This window comes from Cellulosilyticum lentocellum DSM 5427 (assembly GCF_000178835.2).
Classification (GTDB): Bacteria; Bacillota; Clostridia; order Lachnospirales; family Cellulosilyticaceae; genus Cellulosilyticum; species Cellulosilyticum lentocellum.
Genome location: NC_015275.1, coordinates 729,899 through 755,170, shown reverse-complemented (window position 1 = coordinate 755,170; position 25,272 = coordinate 729,899). Strand labels below are relative to the sequence as shown.

Genomic DNA, 25,272 nt, shown 5'->3' with positions numbered 1-25,272 from the left:
TAGCTTAAGCCTCCCTTGTTCCATGATAACTATCTTTAAAGGTTATAAGGCCTGTAAAAGTTGCGAGGCAAAGCCCAAACATAAGCCAATAGCCTAATCTTACCATGTAAGGTGTTGTACCTTGTTTAAATAGCATTTCTACTACAATACCACCCATTAAACCGCCTAAAGTACCACCTATCATCAAGCCTTTAGCCAAGAAACGATTGTCAAACATAATCCCTAAGGCTAAAGCCATTAGAAAAGCTAAAATAGTTAAAAAGCCTACTCTAAGAACCATATAAAGCGTTACCTCTGCTTTTTCATCAGAACGCTCAGTCATCAGTTCTCTTTTGCCCTCATCATAACGAATTTGTCCAAAAGCACCTGCTATCATAGTCGTATCAGAAGTACTATAATGCTGCCCACCTGTAAGATTGGCTATGTCTATTAGATACTGCTCTGCAGAATTATCGCCATACATCATACCTATGGTATAAATAGGGATATTATTTTGGACATAGTTACTTACTAAGGCAGGGATATTGGAAGCTGAATCATCTGAAGGTGCTCCATCTGAAATCATAATCAAACTACCACTATGATTTTTTGAGTTATTTTGAATTAACTCATAAGCTTCATTGATCATATCTCTTACACCAGTCTGTCCGTCGTCATTCTGCTGATAACTAGCTATCTTAGCTTTTACAACTTCTTTTTGTTCCTTCGTAGTAGCTTCCATAAAATCAAATTGAAGAATCGGACTATCATCAAAGGTCATAAAGGCAATTCTTCTATTGCCTTCTAAATTGTCAATCAAACTACTAGTTGCTTTAAAACGTTCACCATTAGGGTCTGATTGTTCCATACTACCAGAGGTATCTATAGCAATAACAATATCTTTAAAAGCTTTTTCCTTATTCACATTCATACCATATAGGAATTGAAATAAACCTCCACCTAAGCCTAGCATTAATAAGGTAGTAGGAATAAATAGTTTTAAAGAGGTTTTAAAATATTGCTGTTTCCATCTATAACCGATTAGTTGCGGTGATAGCCATTGTGAAAGCAGTAGCAACGCTGCTACAAACATAGCACCCACACCAAAATAAAGCCCCATCCTTAAATAAGCTGGCCATTCTTCCCCCAAATGAAGTAACAATTCTCCTACTACAAAAGCTAGAAGACTCCCTATTATACTAAGTGCAACAGCTGTAATGCTAAATCTCTTACTTCCCATCCTTTAATCCCCCTTTTTACTTATTTCCTGGTTACTTGAAAATAAATAACCTTCTTTTATATATGCATCATAGTAGCGCTGAGCTGTTCTAGTGAAAATTAGGTCTGAAGCCTTAAAGCCCCCCATAAGCTGAAGTTTTTCTAAGCTACTTTTTCTTTGATCATTAATATAGGCTAACTTATAGCTTCTAGAGGTTTTATCCTTTTCATAGGCATATGTCATAAACTCACTCTTGCGATCACCAAGGAAGTACTTTTCCTCATAACGATGCGTGGTTGCAGCTGAATCTAAGTAAACACAAGGCTTAGAATTCTCTTCTAAACTTAAATAGAGCATGTGATAAAGCTCACTTTTAGCTGCTACATCTTTTTCCTCATAGCTGACTAACATATTGGCCCTTGCTAAAAGTTCTTCTTCAAAAGATAGTCTAAAGAGCTTTTCATCTTGTAAAATATATTTTTCCTGCAATATAAAGAGCTTTTCTAAAAACTGCTCTCTGCTCTGACTTAAAACGCTGGTGATATCTCCCATATATTTTTCTTCAAGTAGGAAATGTTCACCTCTAGCTTTCTTTAATTGTTCTAACTTGTTATGTACTAACTTTTCATAATACTCATTAACATTCTGTACAAGGTAAGCTTCTTCAAATTTATTGGCTTCCTCCATTAGCGTCTTCAGCAAGCTACCTACTTCTTCTAATTTCTTAAGCTCTATTTTGATTTCGTTATAAAGTTCCTCCAGAATGTCTTTTATAGTCTCCATAGCCTTAAGCTTTAATTGCTTCTCTAACCTTTCATACTTCAAGCTATAAACTTCACTTACTAAATACCCTTTTACATCCCTTAAATATTTCTTATCAAATAACCCAAACTTACTTCCTATCACTTCTCCAACTGATTTATTTTCTTTTTCTTCAAGGGTTACTTCTAACTGTTTTATTTCATAGCCATATTGTTCTCTTAGCTTATCTATAGCCCTCGTTTGTTCTATCTTAAAGAGTTCTTCTAATGCATAAGGACCATAATCTGGATGATTAATGACCTCAGCATAGATTTGCTTTTTTATTTTCTCCTTACTCACTTTCTCTGCTAACTTTCTTTCACTACTCTTAGTAAAGTTGGCACTGAAAAAATCCTCTAGACTTTTTTTATAAAGCTGCTTTTCAGCATCTTGAAAACTTAAACCCTTTAATTCTCTAAAGCCTATAGACTGAGAAATAACGCTATAAATTTCACCCAGGTTTTCTTTTGGCGGTATAATATCATCTATCAAACTACTTAGTCTCATTTCATTTAAGCCTACTGCTTCTAATAAAGCCTTGCTTTCCTTAATACCATGATAGCTTAATTCTTCTTTATAGGCATTAAAGAGATGATAAGCTGTAGCTAAATAAATACCCACCCGAGGCTTTTTCACCTTTGCAAGTCTTGCACTAGCAAAACGATGTTCGCCTCCACTCATGATATTTGTCATAAATACACTATTATTATACTGTTCTCTAGCTTCAGCTAATTCGATTTCCTTTTGTTCTCTATTCTTTAACAAATTAAAAGCTGCTATGGTTTCATAATGCTTTTCTTTAGCGTGCTCTATTTTCTGCCCATTTTCTTTTTTATCAGATAAAATGAAAGTTAAATTAAATAAAGGTTGATTATAAGCTGTATTTAATTTTAAGCCATCCTCTAAAAGTTCTAATGGCTTCTCATAACAATAATCTCTAGCTTGGTAAGTCTCAATTTCCTTAAAGAAACTCATACTTATAGCTTGCTCTAATGGTGTATAAATGGTCTCCTCTAATACTGTAAATAAGTCCACTGTCACTTGTTTAAAGTCTTGTTCTAATTTTTTCTTTAGGAGCACAACAATATCCGGCAATAAACTATTCATCTCTTCACTGGCATCTGTAATCACACTGACCTGAATCTGCTCCCAATAGTGAAACATCTTTCCCTTTTCTAAAATAGCTTCTCTTACCTTGGTTATTTGCTCATTTAAAATCTTTAACGCATTTTCCTCTTCAAATAATTGGCTACTTAAAGTGCCTCTAGACGACTTTTCCTCTCCTTTACCTAGTGGTAATACAAGAGACGAAGTCTGCCCATCTTCTATTCCTTGTTCTAGTCCAATATATAAATACATGATGCCCTCTGCATTCATGACATTTTGGCTAAATTCAGTCTTAATGCTTTTTATACTCTCTTTAACCTTATCTCCTAAAACCACAAATAAAATAGGGGACTTCGCCCGAATTTCATTACTCCTCAAAACACATTCATCATCCCCTAAGGCATAATGATATGCTCTTTCTAGAATCTCCTCTTTCACGCTAAGGTCCCCCCTTTTTGATTTTTATTAAACTAACTTAATTTCTTTTTCAGTTCTTTTGTATAACTTAGTATATCACGGTAGAAATCATAAATCTCCCTGCCGTCTACAATCTCATGAACTTCATCTTCTATTTCTTCTCTTCTTTCTCCATAAACTTCAAGAATCTGTTCTAAGCTTGCCATAAGTTCACTAATATCTTCGCTTTGAGTTAAAGCTTTTACACGTCTTTCTGCTTTTCTAAGCATTACTTCCTTTTGTTTGCCTTCCATAGCTGTAAAGCGTTTAAAAAGTTCATACTCAGGATATTTATTAACATCCATTACATTTAGAAGTGGGTCCCAAAGCTCTTCTTCTGCATCTTTATCATAAATATAAAGTGCTCCTTTTTTATAAATAGTCTTAGTATAAATCGCTTTTACAAAGTTCTCTGTTGCTTTAGCTTCTTCTTCAGCTAAGGCAATAGCATCCTTTAGTTTTTCGATATAAGCTTCTACTGCTTCATACTTTTTAAGCTCTGCTTTTAAAAGTTCCTGTTGTTTTGGATAACGAAGAATACCTGAAAATGCCATTTCTTCTGAATAGCTATTCATAATAGGATATTCTACCTTATTACCTTTTAAGCCTTCTTTTACTTGCTCTTCAAAGTCTGTTAAAGCTTTTTTGATACTTGTAAAGTTTGGTTTTTCAAAGTCTATACCATAAGCTTCTGCTTGCTTTTCTAAATCAAAATCAGTTACGCAGTTTAAAACATATTGATTAGCAAGACCGGTTTCTTCTTTTTTAGTTACCACATGATATTTAAGAGCTGCTGCAAAACGTGTTTTTAAAGTACCTGCTTTATCCTCAATACGATTATTTTTATAAGTATCTCCCCAAGCTTCTACCGGAATAGGAGAAGGTAGATTCATCCAGTTTTCCTTCTCTGTCATGACCAAATGGCGGCCTACACCTTCTTTAGTAGCAATGGTTTCCTCATAGAGTTTTTCATAGCTCTTAAGTGGGCCATATGCATAAAGAGGTATACCATTTCTAGTAGTTACCCAGAAAATACGATTGGTAAGCTTGCTTTGTCTAAGTGAGAACTTAGCTGCTGAATTAGGATACTTTTCTTGGAAGTTCTTAAGTCCCTTATAAATGCTTGGTGTATTGGTTGGTACAGAAACCATAGCATAGTAAGGGAAATTAAATTCTGAACTATTCGTTAAGTAGAATAATGGCACTGCATCTCTTGCTAATTTGGAAGCAATTTGTTTTTCTACTAAATCTGTTAAAGATTGTTCCTCTCCATATTTCATGACTAAGAATTCTTCCATGGTTTTAGAAATAAGATCTGAGAATTTATCTGTAATAAAGTCAGAAATACTTGTGATAATATCAATCTCTGCTTCATTAATCCAGCTATCTGCTTCTTCTAAAAGCATACTTGTAAACTCAGAAACTAAAAGTTGTGGGTCATACCCATCAATCACTTTATCAATATGTTTTGAAATATCTCTTACACTTACTACGTTCCAATGATAAGTTACATTTCCTCTTTCATCTACAGACTCATCTGCATTTACAAGGATTTCTCCATCCTTTTCAAAGATATTTCTAAGGGTACCTAAGATTTCCTTAAATACAGCATACATTTTATTATTTTGATCAATAAGAAGTAATCTTAAATCTTCATAAGCCGCAATCATCTTTGTATATTTTTCTGTATCTGCTCTTAAAATATATTCTGAAATTTTACTGCTAATGTATTCATTCTTTTTCTTTTCTTTAGAGATAAACGCTGATTTGGCTTCTTGCATTTTTTCAATACAAGTATCTACTTGATATTGTATTTGCTTAGGCAAGTTAGCAAGCTGTTCTTTAAGTGAAACAATATAAGCCTCGATGGTTTTAACTAAAGAGAAACCTTCTCTATTCACAATCATATTTGAAGCATACACTGGGCCATGCTCTGGACTTGTGAAAAGACGTCTTATTTCCCCGGAAATAGTTTCCTTTAACTCATTAGGAAGCTGATTAGCTGCTTTGTTATATTCTTCTCTTGCTTTCAAGAGGTAGTTCTTTTCTAACTCTGCATCCATATTAATAGCTTGTGTTTTTACAACGTTGTTATATGCATATGCCTCCCTTGTTTCAAAGCCCGGCAGTGGTTCTGGCACGCTATCTTCAAAACGTTTACTCACACTATCGATGTCTAACCCTAAACGTCTGGCAAGTGCCATAACCTCTTCTTCTGTAGGCACAGCATCAAACATACCTTCAATACGTTTAAACACTTTAAAGGCCATATAAGTTGTCATTTCTTCAATTGGTAAAATGGAAGCTGATGCCCCTATGATATTGTATTTATAGTTAGCTGGTAGTACGGCTTCACGCATTTGCTTAATATTCGTTTCAATATTGCTAATATAGTCATGGATAGCAAATTCTTCTCCTGACTGTTTATCTTCACTAGCCATAAAGTTAGTGATGTTCTCTGCTGTTACATTCATGCAGTAATCATAAGCATTGTGAATGGTCTTACCCTCTGTATCTGTAGCAGAAATAAGGTGGCAAAGATCAAAAGGTGCTACCTGACAGTTAACACTTAATCTTGTGCCATAGTCTTGGATAAAGTGTTCCCCACGTTCTTCAATGTTCATCCAATAATCTAGCTCCTTAAGAGCTGCATAACCATTCTTTTTAATATATTCCTGAGTATGTATACTAAGAGATGGATTAGCAAGGTTCACATCTGGTGTAAATAAATACCCCATAATGTCAGAACGATCAATACCACTACCACCTGCTTCAATATCTAATATTGCTCTAGTGATATAAGCAATATCTAAGAAACAACCACTACCTGTTCCACCTGATAAACCTGTTAATAAAAAGATATAGATCTTTTTATCCGTTCCTTTTTGTAGCTCTTTAATCTTCTTTTGAATGGCGTCTACAACTTGATTAATCTTAGTGAAAAGTAATAATCTACCACCTTGCCTTACCCCAGAAGCTCCATTAATACCATCTGCAATATGAAGCTCAGATGAAAGCCAAGATGACACACTTGGATGTAATCTACTTCTATTTTGAAGCATAGAACCTATCCCTGCTTCTGAGAGAAGTACAAGTTCATTAAGTGGATCTAGCCCAATCCCCTTATACTTTTTATTTTTATCTTGTTCATTGGTTTCAAAAGCTAAGAAATCTACATTTTCTGGCTTATCTTTTCTCTTCTTAGTAAGCGGATCTACTGGCAGGTTAAAACGTCTGTTAATTTGATATTTAAGTCTTAGCAAAGCATCGATACCTGTACCGCCTAAACCAATAACAAGCATAGGATTGTCAATCGTATCTACCCTAATCTTCTTACTTACAATACCTCCACCCTTTTGGATGTCTAACTGTTCGATATGATCTCTAATAATTGGTTTCATTTTCTTCCTCCCTTTGCCCTTCTATTATAATAAATACTCTATTTGTACCGTTTCGCCACTGTCTGCAATATTAATACTTAATCTGTCACCCTTTTTAAGTTCAAGCCCTTCATTTGCTTTCACCACTCTACCACTTTTTTCAATAGCATAAGCTGAGTTATTATACAAAATCACCTTATCACCTGGTGCTGCCTTTAAAATAACTTTCTCTGTTTCTTTAAACTCTGGTGCAAATTGTAATAAAGCATGTAAACTTACTTTACCTTGGAATAAACTTAGCTTTTTGTACTGTGGTGGTGTAAGCTTTCCTGTGGTATTATCCTTGAGTTCTAGCACGACTTGACCAACTAAAGGTGTTTTCGCCACTTTATAAGCTTTTAAAGCAAGAATAATGACAATTAGTAAAACCACGCCTAAAATACCAAGACCTATATAAAGCCATAGTGGATTACTTTCTTCTTTTGTATCTTCCGTGTTATTTAGATTGGGTGTTGCTGCTGGACTAGTTGTAGCTACTGCACCTACTTGAATCTGGGTTTCAGTACTTTCTCTTACGTAGCTTGTATCTTCTACAATCACCTTAACTGTATAATCGCCCTTATCTTTTAAAGTATATTCACCTGCAAAGTTTTGTCCTTGCAGTTGCATATTAATTCTAGTTTCTATGCCTGTTTGATTCTCTGTTAAAACCAAGTAGCCTTTAGCACTATTATATAAATTAGGATCATTTACAGCATTCCCCTGTAAACTGAGATAAGCTTCCACAATCAGCTGATCACCTACCCCATAGTTACTTTGACTTAAGGGCTTCATCGTTACTTCTATATCGTAGTTGTATACTAAGTCAATATTAATTTGATCACCCGCAATCCCTTTGACATACAGTTTCCAATCTCCCTGCATAGGCCTTGCTAGTTTTAAAAGACTATAGCTATTAGAAGTATGTAAAGTGATATTTTGTGATGGAATTGTTTGCTCATTGCCATTGGGGTCTACTAACTTAAATTCCACGGGACTTTTTGAAGTTGCTGATAAATTAGCTTCTAATACATTGCCATTGGGAATATTAACAACCACTTCTTCAAAATTACCTGTTCCCGTAATAGGTCCTAAAGATTGTACTTTTAAATTAGAATGTGCCGCAAAAATTTCAGTTAGGATATCTGGTAGTTCTGCTGGGTCTTTAGTTGCAAATGCCTTTGCCTTTGTATCTACTGAAATTTTTTCTAAGTAAGCTTCATTCAATTTACCATTGTCATTTAAACCAATTGTATAAATCGGATAACCTTCTGACTGAGCCTGGCTTATAATAGCAGCTAAGTCTTTATCAATATCTGCTGGGGTGCGGTTAGCCACTCCACCAATTGCATTATTACCATCTGTAAAAACAACAATCAAGGGACTATTTCCAGAAGCATTCCTTTGATTTAGCATCTTCACTGCTTCCTTTAGACCTGATGTAATATCTGTATACTCTAAATCTCTGGTGATACCATCTACGAAGTTTTTGATATTTTCCTTGTCGCTTTGGTTCTTAACCAAACTCATAGGGTAGGTCTGAGACACATCAGAACCATAGGTTACTACACCCACCTGATTATCAGTAAGCCCCAACATATCTACAAAGAGCTTAACACCCTCTAATCCTAATTTATTAGGGTCTGTTTCCTTCATAGACCCACTAGCATCTATCACTAGAATAGCATCTAACTGTGCATCACTAGTAGCTGCCATTAACATGCTTGGAAATAGAAGGAGCATAATGGCAAACCCTATTATAAAAATTCTATTGATATATTTTCTCACTTGCCCGCCTCCTCTTACTCTTTTTGCATTTCTAATACTCTAATTTTAGGCCTTAATACCTCTAGCTGAAGATCAGTATTATAGAATGGCTCCATACTTACAATTTCACCAATAACCGTATAAGACCCTTTGTTAATGGCCACACCATCTTCTCTATAAATATAAGCCATTGAATCAGAATAGAAAGTATTACCTACATAATAGTATGCATTTACTATACCATCATTTGAATCCTCTGACACATAACAACTAAACTTAACTAGTTTGCCCTCATAATTTGCTAAATTAGTATCTGATAAATTAATAGGTGTGGCTGCTATATCTTGTTTCTCATAGCCCTCTTCTCCTAATATATAATCATAGGTATAAGGAATCGCCTCATTACTTGGATTTGTTATTTTCAAATGTTTAAGGTCATCTATTAACTCTATCTGATCGCCTTCAAATTCTGTTAGATATTCTAATCTATTATTGGTAAAACGTAATATTGGCAATCTAATCGCTTTATTGGTTCCTGCTACTCTGAGTCCAACTAAATAATCCCCTACATCAATCTGCTTTACCTCATCTGGAGTAATACCTAAATCATTTAAGTTAAACTCATGGGTATTAACTTCATAATCTTGATATTCACCTATGAAAAGGATTAATTCTAACTTATTAGTATTCTTGTTCATAGCTATAAGATACTGATTCACATCAAAACTATTTGTTCCCGTTTGAATAAAGTCATACTGCTCTATAGGCTGCTGAAGCAGCATTTCCGGATGCTCATACTTTTGCATCTTCTCGGCCACTTCTATTTCCTTTGTATAATCTTTAAAATATTTCAATTCCTTATAAAGTGTGATGAGTGTATCATATTCCTTGGCTTTTAAAAGTTTTTCTATCTCCTTCTCTTTTTCCACCATAAAATCTTCTACAATCTTCTCTATAGCCTCATCCTTATAGGCTCGGTCTACTCCACTTCTATAAGCACTTATGTACTGTTCAAAAGTCTTAGTCTCTTCTTTTGATTTTTGTATTAATGCCTCATACATGAATCTTTTAACTTGAGGTGTTAACCACTCTGTCTCAAAATCATACGCTCTATTAGTCACATAAATGTCACTTAATTTGTCTATTAAATCTCTAAAAGCTTGAATACCTGTAGCCACTGCATATCTGTCATAAAGTTCCTGATCACACTTTTTAAAGAGCGCTAAGATGGCACTTTCCTTATCTTGTGAAAAATACTGGGCTGGTACTAAAAATATTTTTTCCTTGGCCCAATTATACTTGCCTTGCATAGGATTTTCTAACTCATTTACAATACTAGCTTTAAAATGTGTCCATCCAGTGAAAATAGCTTGATCAATCGGATATTTTTCTAAAAGATACTGTCTTTGTGAATCTGTTAGATTTAAGAATCCCGATACTTCATATTCACTAACATAATCCTCAAAGGCCTCTAAATCTTTGCCCTCACTACTTTCTGTTACTTTTCCATATAAATCAGCTATGTAATCTTTATACTCCGTAATCCAGCTTAATGCTGTAAGTGTACTAGTAGCTTCTTCTTCCTTGTAATGAAACCATCTATAACCTTTTGCGCGCTGCAAACTTTCTTCAGCTTCTATCCACTGCTGCCTTTTATAATGCTCTATCCCATCATTTACAAAGCCCATTTTCCCTATGATATGCCTTGCTTTAAAAACGACTACCACTAATATTACTGCAAATAATAGGAGAATAAACCCTTGAACTAGCTTTCCTCTTTTATATCTATTTCTTTTATTCATCTCATTCCTCCCCCACCAATGTCGCTATCTGACTAATGATTTCTTCTCTAAGGGCCTCATCAGAGATCCCATCTTGAATCTTTCTTAATCTTAATAATCTTTCTTTTGGTAGGTAAGGTAAATACTCTTTTAATGCTAAAGCATATTTATTTAATAAAAACTTAGAGCGAAGTGCTCCCCCAAGTACACTAGCCACTATTTCTTCGCCCTTTTCTTCCGTTAAAACTTGCTGTCTATAACGTAGTATGTAATTAATGGTCGCTTCATCAATAAGCTCTTTTTTTAATTTTGCTACTTCATAAATATATCTAATAAGAAGCATATTACAATCTGGCAAAAGTACGGTTTTAAGTTCTAATGGTAAGTCTTTTCTTAAATGAAAATGATTTAAGCAAACAAGCTTATAAACTCTTATTTCTTCATTATCTACTAATTGGCTTAAATATCTTAGTTTTTCATAAGCACCTAGGTAATCTCCTTTATTTATCTGTTCTTTACACTCTTCCCATTGCTTTTCAAGGTCTAATTTGATTCTTTGGCTATTGGCTCTGACATGCTTTTCTAATTCCTTTTTACAATAAGCTTCTTTATAACGTAAATAAATTCCCCCGTAAAGTACTATACAAACTATTGTATAAACTGTTCCCAAAAGAATCGCAATCCAGCTCATACTTACTACAAACATTAGGGCATGAAGCATCACAAGAATACCCATGCCATTTAAAAAATGTCTTTTAACTGTTTTTTCAGCAATACATTCAAGAGATACACTTACATCAGCTTTCCCACATTTAATGCAAGGCTTTTGATCAGTCATATGATAGGTATTACAGCCCATGCAATAAGCTAAATAGTCAAGCGGACTATCATAAACTGGTAGCTGGTCAAACTGTACTACTAATTTTTCTGTCATATGTTTACTCCTTTAGTTCTTCTTTTTACAAAAGTCTTCCATACCTTTATTATTTTCCATTTACTAGCTCTATCAATTCCTCACCAACAACTTTTTTATCTTTGGCTCTCTTTTTATATTTAAGCCCACAAAAAAAGTAATGGCCTAATAAAACTAATTGGACAGCTCCAATAATCCCCATTAGTATAATAGACATATTCCACCTCAGAATCCTATAATATACGCTTATTATACGCTCTAGCATATTATTTAACAATAAAATATCCTTTACATTAATATTAATTTTATATTTAGTTTGCCCTTATAAAGATTAAGATTTCTTAATAAATATTAAAAAAAGGACTACCCTAAGTACTTAACCAGAAGTATTTCTTTCATACTAATCATAGGTTAAGTAACACAGAATGGTCCTTAATAATTTATATATAACTAACTTATTTAAATATCTTAGTTAAAATTTGCCTTGGACTTTACTAGCTATTTGGGCAAAGCTGAGAGAAGGTGACTATCCTGCGTGGCTTGGCTCCGTCAGGACAGCCACCCTCTCTCAGTTCTACCAACAATAACGCGTAAAGCCACTCTCATGAATTGTTTTTAATAAAAAAAGCTAATCAATTTTATTTATAGTAGTTAGAGGCAATAAAAATAGCTCCTCAAGTATTATAACTTGAAGAGCTATTTTTGTTCCAGGCTCTTGAAATAAACCTTCACGGCTAGCTAAATAGACCTTAATCAAGGCGCAAGATGGCTCCTCAGCACGCATGCGTTATTGCTTAGTGCCTACTAAGACTAGCTATGAAAGTTAAACCAATGAGTGAGGAGCTCCTAAAAGTCTTGGCCGGTGCACCCTATGCTAGGAAGCTAAGACCTTAAGACTCTGATTTAAAACTTTATTTTGGGTAATGCGGGGTATAAAAACATTAAAAACAACTTATAAATGGCGCCTTCCTTGCAGCGCACCAGTGAACATCTTCCTTAAGTCCAGAGGTACCTATAACAATAGATTGAGACTTGGCTGACCCGGTCAGTTCCTCAGGTTGAAGCTGTGGTAATTATGCCGTAGGAAGTTATTTATTTGTTCTTACACTTATGTATATGTACCCAAGCAACCGATTCCCTAATAAAAAACAAATTGTTATTATGCATTTTCTGCACTCCTCGTTTAGGTGCTTGAACGCATATAAGGTTAATAATAGTTGTAAGAAATGCAAGGATAAGGGCTGCCTGTAGGAATGACTTCGTAGTATTTTTTAGAAGCACTTGGCGAACTTTTTTGATGGGTTTTAGTGCGAGTGTTTGACCAACGGGAGTTTTCGCACGTTCATCAAAAAAGTGAGCCTTAGTGCTTCAAAAAATAAGGAGCGGAATTCCGGAAGGTAGCCCTTATTCTCGCATTTCCACCCAGTAGCATTCCTTATAACCACTGAGGTACATCTCTACTTTTCTCCTGCAAGCTCTTTATACCATTTCGCATAAAGTTCTGGCCTAAAATCCGAATGTCCTAGTCTAGAGTTCTCTTTAAAGATCCCTCTTTCAGCTAAGCTTAGATCAATAGTAGCTATATACATTTCTTGCTCACCTGCATCTGGTGCATCAAAGGGTTTACCTGCGTAATAATAAACCTCTTGCATCTTTCTAGAAGGCCCAATGATGCTACTGCCTCCCCAAAAATCATTCACTAAATCTATGCCACATAAATTAGCCGTTGCTACGTATACGCCATTCATTAAAACCGTACTTTCTAAAGTCGTTCTCCCTTTAGCTGCTCCTCTACTTTTAGCATATGCAGTACTATTCACAATCAGTCTTGCTCCTTTAGCTGCATAATAACGAATTAGTTCTGGAAATGCATATATATCATAACAAATAGCAATTCCTATAGGTCCCCAAGGTGTTTCTACTAGAAGTGGCTCTTCCCCTGGCGTAGCCCAATTAGGTTCATCTAAAGCTAAATGTATTTTTCTATAAGTGTAACTCATACTTTCTGGTGTAAGTACTAATGCCGAGTTATGAATAGTTGCATCATCCTTCTTATTTCTCTCAGGCATCCCCAGCACGATATACATATTATATACTTTAGCTAAATCTAATAGTTCACTCACCATTTCTCCATATTTATTTTCCGCTAACCTAACTTGCATCTTTTGTTCTTTAGCCACATGGTTTTCATCATCATAACCTGTTAAACATAATTCTGGTAAAACAATAAGATTTACTCCCCTTCTACTAGCAGCCTCTATATATCCTACTATTCTTTCATAGTTAATGCTTTTCTCTCCCCATCTAGCATTAAAATTTACAACTGCTACAGATATAACCTGTTTCATACCTATCACCTCTTTTAAATATAAATTATTTTAACTAGTTAATAATAATTTTTATATGTCCAAACAAACTGAGCTAATTAAAATTATAGTATTAATTATTTAATAGTTCAAATTAATTTTATCCACATTTTGAGGATAAAAGGCATGTACTCTGTGTATAACTTGTTATTTCCTTGTTAGTATGTGGTTATTTATGGGGATAATATAATCACTTCTTATAAGTAATAACAAATTATATCAAGAAGTAAATTACTTTTTTTATGAATAGAATCAAAAAAATAAGAGCTACGAAACTTTTCATTTCGCAACTCTTATTTAAGTAAGCGGGTGATGGGAATCGAACCCACGTAGTCAGCTTGGAAGGCTGAAGTTCTACCATTGAACTACACCCGCAAATGTTGTTTATCACTATATAAATGATACAAAATTTATTACCATATGTCAAGCAATTATTTTACTTTTTTTTGAAAAAATCTAGACTAATAAAAAGAAGGCATCCTAGAATGCCCTCACATTATTTATTCGTTCTTTTGCCCACAGTTTGGACAAAAAGTAGAATCTATCTTCATTTTTTGACCACAGCTTTTACAAAACACTTCTGGTTCTGCTGTTGTAGTTGGTGACGTTTTAGCTGTAAACTGCTCCACTACTGATTTTGGGATTTCTACTTGACTTACAAACATATCAGCTTCGCTTGTATCTTTCCCTGAAATCTTTTTGTTAATCTCACTTGTATTTTTGCAAATAATGATGAGTACTAATAAAAACTCATAAGAAATTCTTAATATAATATTCCATAAAACAATGATCGCAATGCCTAATACAAATGAATCAAACAAAGAAACAATTCCTAATAAAGTTATAAAACATGCAGATATTAAATAAATAACCTTTAATATTGCTTCCACTAAGAGTTTCTTAAAAGCCAAAAAATCATATAACCATCCCATAAAACCTGTAAACTTCTTGTCGTTTTTAGGTGTTAAAAATAGAAAGTATAAAAGTATACCACCAATAATAGCTACTAAAAAACATACTCCTATAGCACCTGCGTTACTTACTCCTCCATAATAACTTCTCTCAAACATCTTTTCACCCCCATAGAATTTTGTACATGAACATATTTTCTTCATATACAGATTTATTCTACCATAGGCAATGTCTGTTTAAAACAAAAAGTATCACCATTTGCGAAATATTGTATATTTTTATACAGATCATTTTAATAAATGAGCTGTCTCCTCAGAAACCAAAATACTACCTGCTTGTAATTTATTTACTTGCTGTAGTGTTTTTACTTGATTATTAATAGAACACGTTGATTCTCCTATTTTAAAGGTTACTTCTAATTCTCCTTTAGTGAGAGTAACTTGCTTATTTTCATTATCCCAATTGATTTCATATTCTAAATCAGTAGCAATCTCTCGTAGCACTTTATAATCAGCTGTTACTTCCGTTTCTCTTTCGCCATTCTCATTTATTAACTCTTCACTAGCTACTTTTTCATCATCTAAAATCATTACAAAAAGTGGTGTCGTTTGCGCTGGAATACTACGTGTAGTTACATCATAAATAACAGCTGCATTTTTATTTTTAATATCATCAGCAGTAAAGACGCGGCATTCACCTTTTATATTCTTAATCACTGTATTTTCACCAATATTAAGTTTCAAGGTATTCGCTTCATTTACTAGATTTTCATCAAAGTATCCTACTTCTATCGAATTTTTAGGTGAATTGATTATAACTAAAACAGCTGATGAAGACATTGGTGGTTGACTTAATGCCATTGGTGAATTCTTGGGATATATAACAGTTACTTCCATCCCTTCTTTTAAATCCTTTTGAGATTTAAAGCTTAACGTATTAGCATCTAATACAGGTACTTTAGGTTGCAGATTAAAAAAGATACCATTATTATAATCTCCTACTAAAATACGTGTACCATGTTTTGTTGTATCTAATTCTGTTATTTCACCCTTTTGAACTAAATATAAGCCCTTTTCTTCTTTTTGATCCATAACAATCTGAGTTGCTTGTTCTACTTCATTAACACTTACTACCTGAGCCATTACACTGGCTTGCGTTACTAATAAACTCATTGCTAATACTGCACTTAAGAATCTTTTCTTATACATTTTCTCACTCTCCTAGAATATCTTCCACTTTAGTATGAACTAACTCTAATCATTATATCCCACATTTATGGTGTAACGTACTTATGTTATCTATTCGTAATAATTTTTATACAATTAACCTTTTATGTTATTAGTCCTCTTTATTGGTATAGCTTTATCACAAGTGTTTAAAGAAAAACATGTAAAGAAGATAGTGATTATAATGCTTATCTTTTCCGGACTATCTCTAATTATTAATAATCTTATTCTCTAGTAATCATCTCTATAAACACAAAAAGCCGTAAATTCTTTTTTCGAATTTACGGCTTCATTAATTAGTTTAATCATCCATATAACATCACTTTCTTATTGCTGTCATAAGTACTAATGTAAGGTAATTTTCTATATCCGCATCATGGAGATCATAATCAGCAGTCATTCTCCAGATTGATTTGCCATCAGGAATTTCTTGCGCACAAGTAACATCCACCAAATCTGTCTTTTCCCAGAGCTGTTGCCACCACCCTGCGCTGTGCCAAGCATACATATTAGGTTCCCAGAAAGGCTTCATTTTTTCTGGTAGACCGTTAGTAAACTCCTTTGAAAGACCAGGATTGACAAGGCCAAACTGTCCACCTGGTTTAACTAGCTTAGCATAATGATCACATAAATAGCATTCATCTGTACCAAAGTAATGATAAGCATCAATGCTGATAGCTGCATCGAAAAAGTTACTTGCAAAAGGAAGATTATGCGCTTCCGCTCTAAAAGGGAATACTCTATCTTCTACTCCAGCTTTTACAAATCGCTCATAGTTCTCAGTTGCACAAGACCATAAATCATTTGCAAATACAGTAACACCAAATTCTTTTGCCAATATAATTGAAGTGAAGCCTGCTCCACAACCCATGTCCAATACACGCATGCCAGGTTTTAGATTCATTTTTTCACATAAAATTTCAATAAGACATAATGCATCTGGTCCCATGATATATTTATAGCTATGACTGTTATTAAAATCATCAATTAAACTTTGAATTAATGTATTATACTTTTCTTTTAAAATAAAATTCCGCATTTGCAGAACCTCCCATTATTGTTATTTTTTGATCTTCATAGTTGAAGGAGGCAAAAGAATAACAACCTAAGGCGGTTAAAAAATGGTCAAGATGCCATCGGCTTTATCCTAATGCCACCTCAACAACAATGCTATATTTTTTAAACATACCAATCACATCCTTTCCTTATTATACTTAAAATATATCAGCTAATTAATCCAAACTCAAGTTAAACTTCTGAATATTTTCATTTGTTTTCTGTATTTCATAAAAGGTATTATGTTTTGATACTAACCCTATTAAATCAAGTTTTATTTCTATCTGTATAAAAGTGGTGAATTTAAAGAAATGTTAAAAGTACAAGAGAAAGGGAGAAAGAATTAAATTTCATAGATGAGTTTCTGCTTTTTCTAACATACGAGCAAATAGCGGAAATGAGTCTTGATTAACTATGCCATAAATTATGTATCTGCACAAAAAAAATCCCTTGAAATTCAAGGGGTTTCATAAGCGCGAGACGGGACTCGAACCCGCGACCCTCTCCTTGGCAAGGAGATGCTCTACCAACTGAGCCACTCGCGCATAAATCTGGCAACCACTTACTCTCCCAGTCAGTCTCCCGACAAGTACCATCAGCCGCTTAAGTCTTAACCTACGTGTTCGGAATGGAAACGGGTGTTTCCCTTAAGCGCATCATCACCAGAAATTTCGTCGTCATTTCTCTTGACGACTATTTAAATATACACCATCCCATTACATATGTCAACTACTTTTTAAGATTTATTTTGCTCAGTCGCTATTCTTTCTATACTCAGCAGATGAAATTCCTGTTATACTTTTGAATACCTTTATTTTTTGTATTAGATGCCTAAATTTTATAAGGTATCCTTTTTTCTAGAAAGTGATAAAATAAAAATTAGGAAGTCTGAAGAGTGAGAAGTATAAATGAAGAGTTAAGCGTTTATGGTGGAAAAACAATGAACAATCGAGAAATCAGGTGAGTTAATGTATTATATGATTAAAGAACGGCTTGTACCTTTAGAAGATAAGCCACAAGGGGATTTAACCGTAAAGACCGTACAAATAGTGACATTAAAGGAGTGGCAAACTAGTGGTGCTACTTCTAGTGTGCATGCAGAAAGTTTTAAGAGCTATGCAAATATTCATTTATGCAAATTAGAAAACTATGCTGATTATATGTTAGGAACCTTTTGTATACCCTCAAAACAAAACTCTAAACAAAAAAAGCGCTTTATCTATTATATTCACAAGGATGGCATTGTCTTTGTGGATGATAGCGATTTAGTCAAAGCTTTACTTGAAAAAATGAGTCATACCAGAACTTGGGATACGCCTACCTTGGAGACTTTCTTTAGTAATTTTTTGGAACTCCTTATTGATAAGGATTTGCTTTATTTAGAGGAACTTGAAAATAGAATTGCTAAGATGGAATCTACCATTTTGAATGGAGAAATTACTCATTTTAATCATACGCTTATGGATTTTAGAAAAGAACTTCTAACACTTCATTACTATTACTCACAACTTGTAGAGGTAGGAGAGGTCTTGGGAGAAAATGAAAATGATTTCTTTAACGAACATAACCTAAGACTTTTTGACTTTTTTACAAGGAGAGTCAGTCGTCTTCAAAGTAATGTACAAATGCTAAGAGAATATGCCCTTCAGGTAAGAGAAGAATATCAATCCCAAATAGATATTAAACAAAATAATACCATGAGGATTTTAACTGTAGTAACTACTATCTTTTTGCCACTTACTTTAATTGCGGGTTGGTATGGTATGAATTTTACTTATATGCCTGAATTAAGATGGAAGTATGGTTATCCTCTTGTTATTGCCATCAGCTTAGCTATTATTTGCTTAAGTATTTGGATTTGTAAAAAGAAAAAATTTCTTTAGTCTTCTGTTTTGAAACCCTAGATTTTATATTTTGCTATTTTAAGCACAGTAAAACATATCATATTGGTCTGAGGAGCTATTACTATGTTCTTTTTTAATTAATGTTTATTTCATACTTAATGCTGCACAAAATTAAAAACCAACTTACTTATAACATCTCTTTGCACAAATTAATAAACGCATCTAACGCCGGTGAGATCCATTTATTTTTATGATATAAAACCTGTGAAACTATTTCAAATTCTGCCCCTTGCCATTTTAGTGGTATTAACTTACCACTTTTTACCTCTTCTTCAACTGCTACTCGAGGGAGTAATGATATGCCTAATCCACTCATAGTAAATTGTTTAATAGCATGAACACTACCTGATTCTAGAGTGATACGAGGACTAATCCCCTCATCTTTTAAAATGCGTTCAAAGGCTGCTCTGTAGCTACAACCCACTTCTGTTAAAATAAGTGACTCTCCTTCTAAATCTTCTGGAAGAATCTTTTCTTTTTCTAATAAATGATGACCTGGATAAGCTAAAAGTAGCATCGATTCATCTCTTTCTATCTCAGAAATAAATTCACCTCCATCAATTTTGGCTCCTAACGAAAAAGCTACATCTATTAGATTATCATTTAAATAGCGTCTAAAATCTGCACAACTTCCAAATTTAAGGGCTATCTCCACTTCTGGATATAGTTTTCTATATTCCTTAATAATCTCTGGCAAGCGTATGACACACAAAGATTCTGCTACGCCAATGGTCAAAACACCTTTTGGGTACTCATCTTCACTAATATTATTTTTAATATCTGTAGAGAGCTTCAGCATTTGCTGTGCATAAGGAATAAGCTTCTTACCATCATGTGTCAATGATATATTCTTTCCAATCCTCTCAAATAACTTTACACCTAACTCTTCTTCTAACAACTTAATTTGAGTAGTTACAGAAGACTGAGCATAATTAAGTGTATCTGCTGCTTTTGTAAAGCTTTGCAATTTACTAATCATCAGAAAGGTATTCAGCTGCTTTAAATCCATAAGACCAACCTCCTATTAATGAAGTTTCTATAGTTCAAAAAAATCGAATGATATTATCTATATTATCAATTTTACTAATGTTTGATTTTATCATATGCTAATAAAAAAGAAAATTCAATCATTCATTAAGGAGGTTTGTGAAATGAAACAAAAATTACAAGTAGGTATCATCGGCGCTACTGGTATGGTAGGTCAACGCTTTCTCTTACTTTTAGAAAATCATCCTTGGTTTGAAGTTACTGTTTTAGCAGCTAGCAAACAATCTGCCGGTAAGCCTTATGAGGATGCTATTAAAGACCGCTGGAAAATGTCTGTTCCTATTCCTGAAAAATATAAGCAAATGATGGTAGAAGATGGTGAACAGATAGACCTTATTAGTCAAAAAGTGGATTTTATCTTCTGCGCTATTTCATTAGATAAAGCTGCAACTAAAGCTTTAGAAGAAGCTTATGCCAAAGCTGAAATTCCTGTCATCTCTAATAACTCAGCTAACCGCTATGTAGAGGATGTACCTATGCTCATTCCTGAAATTAATGGACATCATATCGCAGTTATTGACTCACAAAAAAAGCGCCTTGGTACAAAAAGAGGCTTTATCGTTGTCAAACCTAATTGCTCTATTCAAAGCTATGTGCCACCACTTTCAGCTTTAATGGCTTTTGAACCAGAAACTATTCTAGCTTGTACTTATCAAGCCATATCTGGCTCTGGAAAATCCTTCAAAGAATGTCCTGAAATCCTAGACAATGTCATTCCTTTTATACCTGGTGAAGAAGAAAAAAGTGAACAAGAGCCTCATAAAATATGGGGAAGTGTTCAAAATGGTAAGATTGTTAATTCCAATTCACCACTCATTACAACTCAGTGTTTAAGAGTACCTGTTTCAGATGGTCACCTAGCTGCTGTTTATGTGAATTTCAAGAAAAAGCCTACTAAAGAAGAAATCTTAGAAGCTCTTAATCATTATGAATTCAATCCACTGGCCAAAAATCTACCTAGCTCCCCTGAAAAGTTTTTATGCTATATGGAAGAAGAAAACAGACCACAAACAAAATTAGATAGGAACTTTGGAAAAGGGATGGGTATTACCATTGGTAGGCTTAGAGCTGATACTGTATTTGACTATAAATTTGTTTGCTTATCTCACAACACATTAAGAGGTGCTGCTGGAGGTGGTGTATTATCTGCTGAATATCTAGTAGCTACTGGCTATCTCTTTGCAAAATCACTTTAGTTATCTCCATCATTTATAATCCTTCTGAGAGAAACTATTTTATATTATGAAATTTAAAAAGCACGTACTAGCCTATACTAAAACGTGCTTTTTAATATGTATTTCACTCATATAAAAATACAGAAAAAGCTTTATCTCTGTGTTTCTTATTACTGTGGTAGGATGTCTATATACATTTCGCTTTTTAACTTAGACTTCCATAATTTCTTTTCTTCCCTACTACTTAATATACCTTTTTCTGCTAAACTTCTAACTTGGGCTCTAGATATCTCCAATTGCCTACTTAATACTTTATCCATGCGTATAGTAAATACTTCTTCACATTCCAGAAGTATGGTTACCTTTTCTTCCAATGCTTGTATATCCAGTGTTTTTCCTTCTATTGTATATTCTATTTCATGGTAATCTAGAATTGAACCATTTCTTCTATGAGTATCTGCATCAAATGCGTAAAATCTTGCAAGCTCCTTATCATTATCTATAAACCGTTTATACTGATTATTGGGTATTTCTTTTGGATTAACTCTTGACAAAATAGTCATATTCCATGTTGTCTTACACTTTTTACACTGGTAGATAAGCCAAACATCTAATTTACTTTGATTAGCATTCACTCTAAATTTTTTACTATTTTCAAAGTGTGCCTTTCCTCCACATTTAGAACAATTCCTTATTACATTGGGTTCATTGATAGGTATAACCTTCCATCTAATAATCTCTTGCATCTTGTGCTCCTTTTTTTATGAAGCCGCACAAAAATATAAGATTTTTTATTTTAATTTAAAAATGTATTCCTATTTTCATACAGCTTATTATTGAATAGAATAAGAACACATTTGAACTGGTGTAATCATAAGACATTTCCTCCTCTGATATGATGTCCTTAGCATATCATCTCTCTCATCACAAAAACACCTTAACCTCATTATAGAATAAAGAATAAGGGCTACTAAAGACTAATTCTTTTGATCTATAAATTTCTTAAAGATGAATATACTATAACTTTTATAATTTACCGGTAATATACTATAGGATTTATAAAAACCGCAAAAATAATAAGAAAAATACTATATAATGAAATCATGACTTTGTTTTTAAAGGAGAGCAATATGAATTTTCAGTATAAGCACACGATGTATGCTTCATTCACTGGCTATATCGTTCAGGCCATTATTAATAACTTTATACCTTTATTATTTTTAACTTTTCAATCACTATATGATATACCCATTTCTAAAATTACTTTTTTAGTAACCTTTAATTTTGGAATACAATTAGTCATTGATTTATTGTCAACAGGATTTATAGATAAAATCGGTTACAAGGCTTCTGTGATTATTGCCCATATTTTTTCTGCTTTAGGCCTTATATCGCTTACTATACTGCCAGAAGTTTTTAGTGATCCTTTTATAGGATTGATGATTTCAGTTATGATTTATGCTGTTGGCGGTGGCCTTATTGAAGTACTTATAAGTCCTATTGTAGAAGCTTGTCCCACAGATAATAAAGAAGCTGCCATGAGTCTATTACATTCCTTCTATTGTTGGGGTCATGTGGGAGTAGTTTTACTATCAACCTTATTTTTCACTTTGTTTGGCACTTCAGCTTGGAAGGTACTAGCTCTTCTATGGGCTATTATCCCTGTACTTAATACCTTTTTCTTTGCAAAGGTACCTGTTTCTCATTTAATTGAAGATAATGAGAATGGACTCACCTTAAAAGAAATGTTTTCTAAAAAAATCTTTTGGAATATGATGCTTTTAATGATATGTGCTGGAGCAAGTGAACAAGCTGTTAGTCAATGGGCTTCAACTTTTGCTGAAAAAGGACTTGAAGTAAATAAGTTTATTGGAGACTTAGCAGGACCTATGTTCTTTGCCATTATGATGGGACTCTCAAGAACCTTGTATGGTAAATGGGGAGAAAAAATAAATCTAGAAAAAATGATGCTAGGTAGTGGGATTCTTTGCTTTTTAAGTTATCTTATTATTTCACTGTCCCCACTACCTATATTAAGCCTAATTGGGTGCGGCATATGTGGCTTAGCTGTTGGTATTCTTTGGCCTGGAACATTTAGCATGTCATCTGCTAAAATTAAAAGAGGTGGAACAGCTATGTTCGCTTTTTTAGCACTAGCCGGGGATGTGGGATGCTCTATTGGACCAACTGTTGTAGGTACAGTATCTAGTCTGTTTAATGACAATCTTAGGGTAGGTATTATTGCTGCGACTGTCTTTCCTGTCTTATTGATTATAGGCGTAATAATCTGTATGCTTATAAGCAGGCAACAAATACATAACTCATAAAGCACTGATTGATTTTCTATAGATATAAAATTTTAAATAGAAAACATATAAAAAATACATCCTAACTGCATCAGGATGTATTTTTTATATGTTCAACTTCTCCTAAAGTCTGCTCTTACTATATCAAACTTAATAACTTCTATTTTCATTAAAAATCCCAATAGTCATCACTACAATTTTTTAACACAATTATAAATCCCTTTATTTCCAATACTTTATAGAAATTCATCTTAGTCAGTATTAATTAAAATGCTAACTTTATTGTGTTTTGTATTGATAAAAATTACAACTATGATATATTTATTTGTATTAATATTTTTGTTTTTCTCAATTTTATAATCATAAGAATAAGGAGTTGAGTTAGTATGCCTACTATAATGGAAGGATGGCGTAATGAATACTTGAAAGCTAAGGGGGATAGGTATAAAAATCAAGTAAATAAACTTATTGATTATTTAAAGTTCATTAACAAGAGTAATACACCAAATAATATTGATTTAGATGACATTCGTAATTGTATAGGATACTATGTTGAATCTGAAGTTTTAACAAAAATAAAAACTATGGAATCGTATTTGGAGTCCTTTAAGAACTTTTATGATTACTTACTTGAAGCAGGTAAATCACCTGATATTTTTTCACAAATGAATTATGAAGAGTACAAGAACAGCTTAACAGACGAATTTAACTTAGCTCAAAAAGTTTCAAGAGAAATATTTCATATGAATACTATAAAAGATATTCTCTCAAAATTAGATGATTGTTTAGAAGTAGAGTATTCTTCATTGGAAGGAATAAATAACAAAAAAAGATATCTTCATTGGTCTGTATTACGACTAGTTATTAAACTCACTCTAATTGCACCAGCAAAAAGACAAGTAATATGCAATTTAAAATACTCTAACTTTAGCCAAGACTTAAGAACTGTAACTGTGAATGAAGTGAAAATTTCAATTCCTAATTCTTTGAGACGAGATTTAAAACTTGTATTGGAACTAGCAAAAAGTGAATCTAATGAAGCCATACGAGGACAAGATAAAATATTTAAATATATTGCTGGATCAACCTTTAGAGCTGAAGTTCTAAACACTTGGTTTTGTTCCTTTATAAAGGATCAACAAATATTTAAAATTCCAGACAAAACAAGAACATATCCAATCGAACCAATTATGAAAGCTGCAATTAGCCATCTAGTAAAAGAAAGAGCCAATTTAGCCTATATCTCCAAAGTCTGTGGTCTCGACATCGGTTCATTAGAAAAAACTTATGCTAATGAGATATTTCACAGCAAGCCATCTCAACCTGATATAGGTGAATCTATAGATTGGGAAATCCGAAAACTGGAGTACTATTCTTACATATAGAATTTTTTATTAACACCTACACAATTGTTAACTATTTTCTCTAGCATAAAGCCATTTGCAAATATGCTTACAACTATCCCATCGTCAATAATACTTTTTAACTATTAAGTCTATATTATAAATAGAAATCAGTCTAATCGTTTATGAGAAATGCTGCTGGGAGGAAACGAGAGGATAATGCATAAAGCTACCTCTCTTAAGTGTTTTCAAGAAAAAAGAGTAAGCTCTCTAGCTTCCCTACTTAGCTACTTCTTGGCAAAACAGACTTATAGGAAGCTTGATACATTATTGCTCTAGGCATCTGCTCCCGGTTCTAAGTGTTTTTAAATTGCGTACAAGTTACCAATTGTTGTTACGTCTTCTTTCCACACTGCTTCACTGTCTCGGACGTTTATGAGGTCAATAACGTTTGTGAAAATGAGTGGGTATGGGTGCCTGAAGTAGTGACTTGGG

At 33.5% G+C, this 25,272-nt stretch carries 17 protein-coding genes, 2 tRNA genes and 1 rRNA gene; 4 read left to right on the top strand and 16 right to left on the bottom strand.

The window, feature by feature from the left end; genetic code table 11:
• Positions 1–4: 4 nt before the first annotated feature.
• The 14 genes from CLOLE_RS03250 to rrf all read right to left on the bottom strand — a co-directional run bounded on the left by CLOLE_RS03250 (position 5) and on the right by rrf (position 17,669).
• Positions 5–1,219, bottom strand: coding sequence for a vWA domain-containing protein (locus CLOLE_RS03250; protein WP_013655636.1), 1,215 nt, complete (start codon positions 1,217–1,219; stop codon positions 5–7).
• Between the two features lie 3 nt (positions 1,220–1,222).
• Complete coding sequence (locus CLOLE_RS03245; RefSeq protein ID WP_013655635.1) at positions 1,223–3,544, bottom strand: hypothetical protein; 2,322 nt, start codon at positions 3,542–3,544, stop codon at positions 1,223–1,225.
• A 32-nt stretch (positions 3,545–3,576) separates the two neighbouring features.
• Positions 3,577–6,963: a tubulin-like doman-containing protein gene (locus CLOLE_RS03240; RefSeq protein ID WP_013655634.1), complete on the bottom strand. Its 3,387-nt coding sequence runs from the start codon at positions 6,961–6,963 to the stop codon at positions 3,577–3,579.
• A 24-nt stretch (positions 6,964–6,987) separates the two neighbouring features.
• Positions 6,988–8,769 (bottom strand): VWA domain-containing protein, encoded by a 1,782-nt coding sequence (locus CLOLE_RS03235; RefSeq protein WP_013655633.1) that lies wholly within the window; start codon positions 8,767–8,769, stop codon positions 6,988–6,990.
• Between the two features lie 14 nt (positions 8,770–8,783).
• Positions 8,784–10,550 carry a hypothetical protein gene (locus CLOLE_RS03230; RefSeq protein WP_013655632.1) on the bottom strand — a complete coding sequence of 589 codons (1,767 nt, stop codon included), beginning with the start codon at positions 10,548–10,550 and terminating at the stop codon, positions 8,784–8,786.
• Between the two features lies 1 nt (position 10,551).
• A complete protein-coding gene (locus CLOLE_RS03225) occupies positions 10,552–11,463 on the bottom strand; it encodes a hypothetical protein (RefSeq protein ID WP_013655631.1) in 912 nt (303 codons plus the stop codon).
• A gap of 49 nt (positions 11,464–11,512) precedes the next feature.
• Positions 11,513–11,659: a hypothetical protein gene (locus CLOLE_RS22770; protein WP_013655630.1), complete on the bottom strand. Its 147-nt coding sequence runs from the start codon at positions 11,657–11,659 to the stop codon at positions 11,513–11,515.
• Positions 11,660–12,899: 1,240 nt separating this feature from the next.
• Positions 12,900–13,790, bottom strand: a complete 891-nt coding sequence (locus tag CLOLE_RS03220; RefSeq protein ID WP_013655629.1) for a carbon-nitrogen hydrolase family protein — start codon at positions 13,788–13,790, stop codon at positions 12,900–12,902.
• Positions 13,791–14,112: 322 nt separating this feature from the next.
• A tRNA-Gly gene (locus tag CLOLE_RS03215) sits at positions 14,113–14,183 on the bottom strand.
• A 125-nt stretch (positions 14,184–14,308) separates the two neighbouring features.
• Positions 14,309–14,878, bottom strand: coding sequence for a hypothetical protein (locus CLOLE_RS03210; protein WP_013655628.1), 570 nt, complete (start codon positions 14,876–14,878; stop codon positions 14,309–14,311).
• A gap of 129 nt (positions 14,879–15,007) precedes the next feature.
• Complete coding sequence (locus tag CLOLE_RS21555) at positions 15,008–15,928, bottom strand: stalk domain-containing protein (RefSeq protein WP_013655627.1); 921 nt, start codon at positions 15,926–15,928, stop codon at positions 15,008–15,010.
• A gap of 337 nt (positions 15,929–16,265) precedes the next feature.
• Positions 16,266–16,985: an SAM-dependent methyltransferase gene (locus CLOLE_RS03200; RefSeq protein ID WP_013655626.1), complete on the bottom strand. Its 720-nt coding sequence runs from the start codon at positions 16,983–16,985 to the stop codon at positions 16,266–16,268.
• A 489-nt stretch (positions 16,986–17,474) separates the two neighbouring features.
• Positions 17,475–17,547: transfer RNA gene (locus tag CLOLE_RS03195), tRNA-Gly, on the bottom strand.
• A 4-nt stretch (positions 17,548–17,551) separates the two neighbouring features.
• A 5S ribosomal RNA gene (rrf, locus tag CLOLE_RS03190) occupies positions 17,552–17,669 on the bottom strand.
• Positions 17,670–17,970: 301 nt separating this feature from the next.
• Here rrf and CLOLE_RS03185 point away from each other — a divergent pair.
• Positions 17,971–18,885, top strand: a complete 915-nt coding sequence (locus CLOLE_RS03185) for a magnesium transporter CorA family protein (protein ID WP_013655625.1) — start codon at positions 17,971–17,973, stop codon at positions 18,883–18,885.
• A 148-nt stretch (positions 18,886–19,033) separates the two neighbouring features.
• Here CLOLE_RS03185 and CLOLE_RS03180 read toward each other — a convergent pair whose 3' ends face one another.
• The gene (locus CLOLE_RS03180) at positions 19,034–19,915 is read right to left on the bottom strand and encodes a LysR family transcriptional regulator (protein WP_013655624.1); all 882 of its coding nucleotides are present in this window, start codon (positions 19,913–19,915) and stop codon (positions 19,034–19,036) included.
• 142 nt (positions 19,916–20,057) lie between these two features.
• Here CLOLE_RS03180 and asd point away from each other — a divergent pair, with 142 nt between their 5' ends.
• The gene (gene asd / locus CLOLE_RS03175; protein WP_013655623.1) at positions 20,058–21,149 is read left to right on the top strand and encodes an aspartate-semialdehyde dehydrogenase; all 1,092 of its coding nucleotides are present in this window, start codon (positions 20,058–20,060) and stop codon (positions 21,147–21,149) included.
• A gap of 149 nt (positions 21,150–21,298) precedes the next feature.
• On the opposite strand, the gene CLOLE_RS03170 is transcribed toward asd, so the two are convergent.
• Positions 21,299–21,874, bottom strand: coding sequence for a DUF1062 domain-containing protein (locus CLOLE_RS03170; RefSeq protein WP_013655622.1), 576 nt, complete (start codon positions 21,872–21,874; stop codon positions 21,299–21,301).
• A gap of 384 nt (positions 21,875–22,258) precedes the next feature.
• Between CLOLE_RS03170 and CLOLE_RS03165 the strand changes: the two genes are divergently transcribed.
• Together CLOLE_RS03165 and CLOLE_RS03160 are read left to right on the top strand one after the other, a co-directional pair.
• On the top strand, positions 22,259–23,455 hold the full coding sequence (locus tag CLOLE_RS03165; protein WP_013655621.1) for an MFS transporter: 1,197 nt from the start codon (positions 22,259–22,261) through the stop codon (positions 23,453–23,455).
• 365 nt (positions 23,456–23,820) lie between these two features.
• Positions 23,821–24,819 carry a hypothetical protein gene (locus tag CLOLE_RS03160; RefSeq protein WP_013655620.1) on the top strand — a complete coding sequence of 333 codons (999 nt, stop codon included), beginning with the start codon at positions 23,821–23,823 and terminating at the stop codon, positions 24,817–24,819.
• Positions 24,820–25,272 lie beyond the last annotated feature (453 nt).